The organism is Ruegeria sp. AL2, from assembly GCF_056540845.1.
Genome location: NZ_JBQFXM010000049.1, coordinates 1 through 5,091 on the forward strand (window position 1 = coordinate 1; position 5,091 = coordinate 5,091).

At 53.7% G+C, this 5,091-nt stretch carries 4 protein-coding genes; 1 reads left to right on the forward strand and 3 read right to left on the reverse strand.

What is annotated here, in order from left to right:
• Positions 1-301: 301 nt before the first annotated feature.
• The 3 genes from ACR0ID_RS20185 to ACR0ID_RS20195 all read right to left on the reverse strand — a co-directional run bounded on the left by ACR0ID_RS20185 (position 302) and on the right by ACR0ID_RS20195 (position 3,771).
• Positions 302-634: a YegP family protein gene (locus tag ACR0ID_RS20185; RefSeq protein ID WP_480478062.1), complete on the reverse strand. Its 333-nt coding sequence runs from the start codon at positions 632-634 to the stop codon at positions 302-304.
• A 723-nt stretch (positions 635-1,357) separates the two neighbouring features.
• Positions 1,358-2,467, reverse strand: a complete 1,110-nt coding sequence (locus tag ACR0ID_RS20190; RefSeq protein WP_480608347.1) for a ParB/RepB/Spo0J family partition protein — start codon at positions 2,465-2,467, stop codon at positions 1,358-1,360.
• Positions 2,464-3,771 (reverse strand): AAA family ATPase, encoded by a 1,308-nt coding sequence (locus tag ACR0ID_RS20195; protein ID WP_480608350.1) that lies wholly within the window; start codon positions 3,769-3,771, stop codon positions 2,464-2,466. The genes ACR0ID_RS20190 and ACR0ID_RS20195 overlap by 4 nt, the downstream gene beginning before the upstream one ends.
• Before the next feature lie 469 nt (positions 3,772-4,240).
• Here ACR0ID_RS20195 and ACR0ID_RS20200 point away from each other — a divergent pair, with 469 nt between their 5' ends.
• Positions 4,241-4,924 (forward strand): DnaA N-terminal domain-containing protein, encoded by a 684-nt coding sequence (locus tag ACR0ID_RS20200; protein ID WP_480608352.1) that lies wholly within the window; start codon positions 4,241-4,243, stop codon positions 4,922-4,924.
• Positions 4,925-5,091 lie beyond the last annotated feature (167 nt).

The window sequence follows — 5,091 nt, forward strand, 5'->3', positions numbered from 1 at the left end:
CGCGACGCATTGAATTTGAAAGGCATCACAGCATCCCGCAGTCAAATCAAAGGACCAGCTACGCATCGGAAACGATTTGTGCAACACGCTCTAAAAGACCCCGGCTCAGTCGGGGTATTTTCTGCGACCCTAAAGACTTCGGATACAAGGGCAGGTGCGGATTCCTTGACTGAACTCGCGTAGGTAACGGCAATCCCGGGCAAACGGCCTCGGTGGCGAAGTCGAGTTACCCGAGATGCGTCCACGCATCCCGGCGTCGCAGTTTGCACCTATAGGAGTGGCAGGGCGTTACCGCGCCAAGTTAGGTCAGGTCGTCGACACGTGCGTCCGGTGCGTTCCGCTTGACCGACTCGATCCCGTTATCCCGCCCAGAAGCGCTGGTATAGCTCTCGCTGGTGCCGATGACCTGCCCGTTGCTGGCCTTCAAATTGAACATGTGACCGCCGGACTTGGTTTCCTTGCGTTCATACCGCTCGTCATCCGGTGCGTTCTTCTTGACTGACTCGATCCCGTTCGTGGCACTTGCCTTTTGAACATATCCTTCACTGGCCAGAATGATTTCACCATTCCCGGCTTTCAGACGAAACCGAAATTCCCCGGCCTTGTCTTTGTATATTTCGAACTTCCCGGCCATTTGACGCCTACTCCTCTGTTCTGCTTTCGATTTTTTCGAATACATTCCTATAATTATACAAACGCCTCAAGAAAAAAGATGAGGCGTGTTATCTGCTCAGATCAAGCCCCCCCTCCCCTTCTCCTTAGCCTTGCTTCCTAAGATTTTTCAGCTGTTACCGTGGTAAAGCTGGCACCCGAAGGTGCCGGTGGTCATTTGGTCAGAACTGATGTCGTGGGACGCATTTAGTTGCCTCAGAACCACGAACAAAGTCCGTTCCGCAGCACTTTGGATAAGCAACTTCTGTTCAGTCCGCTAAGCCAAGGGTCTTAGCATATTTTGTAAAAGAACTGTACCTGATACCTATATATAGTGTAATTTGCGCCTGAAATATGAACAGCTGCAAACCCTGTTTTGATGCTTGTACTGTGTTTCAAGGGTTGCGTTCTGCTGGTCAGCGGTGAAAGCGCGACGCCTCCGCGCCACCTCTAGTTTCCGACTGGACGGCCGTAAATGCTATAAAACTCCTTTTGCAAAATTTCGATATCTTGGGAAATCTCGAACTCGACTTAAGAACAAGTCTTAACATGTCGGTTGCTTTGTTCGCTTCAGTGCCCGTGACGTCCGGTTCAGCTTGGACAGGCGATGTATCCGACGATGCCAACAAGCCCCCTGCCCCAGCGCGCCAAAAAAAAGGCGCCGGAACTTTTCCGACGCCTTTTCCCGCTTTGCTGGCCCATGATCTTACCCGTGGGTAAGGTCGTCTTCTTCGGGAAGCGCATCGATCAGCGCGGCAATCGCCGCTTCCAGCTTGCTTCGATCAACGCGTGTGAAATCCAGATCATACCGGATCTCGATCCGTCCACTTGAGGCAGCGCATTTTGCGATCCCAGCCCTACCCGAGACCTGAAATGTCGTTTTCGCACGGCGCGGTTTACCTGCGCTGACTGCATCCGACTTGCTTGAAGACATTGCTTCTGGCTCGGCCAGAAATGACCTGAGAATTGCAACCTCGCGCGTACCATCCCGATCAGGCTCGCTCTTCAGTGCCTCGCTCACTTGGCGAACCAGACCCGGCGTCGCGTCGAACTTGCGCTTTAGCTCAACGCCCACGTTTCGCGGAATGTCGTTCGGGTGGATCAGAACTTTGTCCAGCATCAGCAACAAACTGGCGAAAGACCGGATATAGCTACGCTTAGTATAGCTGGCAGACTTAAACAGCGTGGAAACCGCTTTGTCGACATCCGGACAGTCATTCGCTGGGTCTTCGGAATATGCACGGGCGAGGGCGCCCATTTCCGCAAATGAGATATCCTTTCGGATCAGGTTCTCGTCAACCATGCGCCGGTAACTGTTGTCCAGATCACCCGCGTCAGAAATCCCCGCTGGAATTCTGGCGTAGGTTTCGTCCCCGGTCTCATCGTACAAAGCACGATAGGCGGACAAACGGCGCATGCCCTGGATCAATTCATACAGCCCGTCCGACCTGCGTTCCAGACGGATCGGGTTGGACAAGCCGATGTCCCGGATCGAATCTTTGAGTTCATCCAGTTCCGGATCAGGACCTGGTTTGCGATCTCGCGTCAGTTTTTCTGTGACAACGTCATTCAGCAACACCCGTTCTGTCACCAAACCTTCGGCTCTCAGCCGAACCAGTTCATGTGCAAGACGGTCGTTTTCGGCGCGGATGGATTGTTCCGTCGATTGCTGATCACGTAAAGCGTCGGCATTTTCCGAAATTGCCGCGGCCATTGGACCGCGTCGTTTGTCAAAAACTTTGTCCGGTACTTTACCAACAGGAATGTCATCCATAGCCGGTAGGTCAATATCGAACATTCTCCGCTTGCGGCTCATGCGTCATCCTCCACCTTGTCCCAGGCCGATAACATTACGCCCCGGAATTCCTCATACACATTGTCAAAAGTCGAGCGGGCACGCCGCCAGGTTTCGCGGGTCATCTCGCGGTAGTCCATTTCGTAAACCGAACTCAGAAAACGTCCCGACTGCTCCACCGCACGGGTCATTTCCACCGGGTGCTGAGCGACATGTTCGCCAAAGACCTTCTTAAAGGCATCAAACATCGCCAGATGGAGCGCATTGCCCGGTTCATACCGCGTCAACAGGAACCGCAACTCACAGAAGGTTTTGGGCAATCCAATCTTACCCGTGGGTAAGGTCTTGTCGAACCCATAAGCCAGATCTTCCAACGCTTCTGCCAACTGGCCGATGAACGATGTGGTCGAGTCATACTCCCAATATCCGGGCCCAGAAGGGATATAAAGCATGTCAGCGGCAAAGACCGCATTCATAGACTGGTATCCGATTGCGGGCGGACAATCGAACAGAATGAGGTCATAAGCATCATCAGGAATCTGATCCAGATACCGGGAAACCGACGCAAAGAAGGACCATTCGGGATTCAGGTGCCGGTACTGGGCCGACGCAAATTCAACAAAGGCTGCGTTCGCACAGGAAGGTATCGCATCGATCGTCGACCAAGAGGTCTTCTTGATGAAATCACCAATTCGCAGATCACCAAGGCCCATGTCCGTTATCGCGGGCGGCAACTCCCGGCGGGGCAGGGTGGTTCCCGATTCCGCAGCGGCGGGGCGGTTATTCATGCGCTCTGTCTCACGAATGAGGTCGCGCGCCATGATCCCCCAAACCGTGTAGTCTTCGGCCACATCCGTCAGGCCCATCGAATGGCTCAATGTTGCCTGAGGGTCGAAATCCACCACGAGGACCCTATACCCGTCCAGGGCGGCCGCATGGGCGAGGTGCAGCGCCACAGTCGACTTTCCCGCGCCTCCCTTAAAGTTTGCGACAGCAGCACGAATGGCGCGCCTGCCTTCAGGGCGAGGGGGCATCAGGGACTTGCGATTAATCTTGAGCCGTCGACGCAGCTCATTCACCTCTTCCAGGCTAAACCAGCGCTGACGCCCGTCGGGCTCAACTTCTCCGCCAGGCAGGGAAGGATCGGCTGCAAGCTTTCCGCGAAAGGTCGACTGGTTAACCCGGAAGATCAGTTCGGACACCTCCCAGCTGGAAAACCGGCGGAGCGTTTTCTCCATCTCAGGGCTAAAGGTCTGCTGGCGAATCCAGCCCTGCAATTTGAGGGACTGATTGCGCAATGCGTTCAGGTCTTCGTGCGTGTACATGCCTCAGGTCTCGTAGTTTGGAACGTAAATTTCTGCTCGTTTCCTATTTACGCCTGATTTGCACTTTACGCAAAAGAAATTATGATGAGGGTGCGCTCTTACCCGTGGGTAAGAAAACAAGGCCTTAAACCCTACGAAGCGATTCGGCGGACCCTGTGAATACCATAAGGCCCGGAAGGCCCCCGGCGACCAGTATATAGGGGGGCATTCTGGCAAGAAATGCTACATATAGGGGGACATAAAGAGCCGATAGGGGGACACCCAGAATGGCCCCCATCACCAATACTTCACCAAATTTCTTTTAGTTTTTTGAGATTGATCCGCACAAGATCAGGCGAAGTTCCAGTCTCTTCTTGACAGAATCGAAGCTTTGGACGCTAATTATCCCAAGATGGTGAAAAGCGTTGGCAAACGGCGCGAGATTGGCGGGACACACCCGCCTGAGGCAGACAGAGCGGTGAGAACGGGTATGCAGCTTGCGAAACCGGTCGGGCGAAATGCGCCGGCTTTAAAATACGATATACTGTCCGCACTGACCGTTCATGCGCTGTCAGGCGACAAGCACCGGCAACGAAGTATTCTGCGTATCATTGCGTTGATTACAACCCGATATAACTGGCGTAACAACGAATTATCCATTGGGCGGGAAGAAATTGCGCGCCTGTGGACAGTGAACGAAAGAACAGTAAAGCGCGAAATGTCCAGATTTCGCGCATTAGGTTGGATAACGGTAAAACGGCCTGCTGCGCGGGGTCGTGTTGCTGTGTACGAGATTGACCTGAAACAAATCCTGATAGACACCGAAGAGGTTTGGCCTGTTATCGGAACAGACTTTCAAGCCCGGATGACCGACGTGCCAGAACCTGAAACGAATGTTATTCCTTTCGCGACCAAACCAAATACCCCGGAAAGCACCGAAGGGGATGTGTGGTCTCAGGTTCAGGCGATTCTTCACGGGCGCGATCCAGAACTATGGGCCAGCTGGTTTCAACATCTGTCCGAAGCAGAAAGGGCAGGGGGGCGCGTTGTTCTTGTCGCGCCGTCACGCTTCATGGCCGACTATATTTCGCAAAAGTGGACAGCGCGACTGTTGGCTGCCTACAGCCGCGTCGATCCGGGCATCAGGACGGTTCGCGTGGACGCTGCCGAATAACTGACTTTTGCTGTGTATCCTGCGGGATCTCCTCGTTCAGTTGACCAGGGAAACAGGTACGAATACCCAATCGAAGCGAGCGTGTTGCACAAATCGTTTCCGATGCGTAGCTGGTCCTTTGATTTGACTGCGGGATGCTGTGATGCCTTTCAAATTCAATGCGTCGC

What these genes read in the sequence shown, in the direction of transcription:
- ACR0ID_RS20190 (WP_480608347.1), bottom strand. Translation starts at nt 2,467, where the DNA reads ATGAGCCGCAAGCGGAGAATGTTCGATATTGACCTACCGGCTATGGAT.
- ACR0ID_RS20200 (WP_480608352.1), top strand. Translation starts at nt 4,241, where the DNA reads ATGCAGCTTGCGAAACCGGTCGGGCGAAATGCGCCGGCTTTAAAATAC.
- ACR0ID_RS20185 (WP_480478062.1), bottom strand. Translation starts at nt 634, where the DNA reads ATGGCCGGGAAGTTCGAAATATACAAAGACAAGGCCGGGGAATTTCGG.
- ACR0ID_RS20195 (WP_480608350.1), bottom strand. Translation starts at nt 3,771, where the DNA reads ATGTACACGCACGAAGACCTGAACGCATTGCGCAATCAGTCCCTCAAA.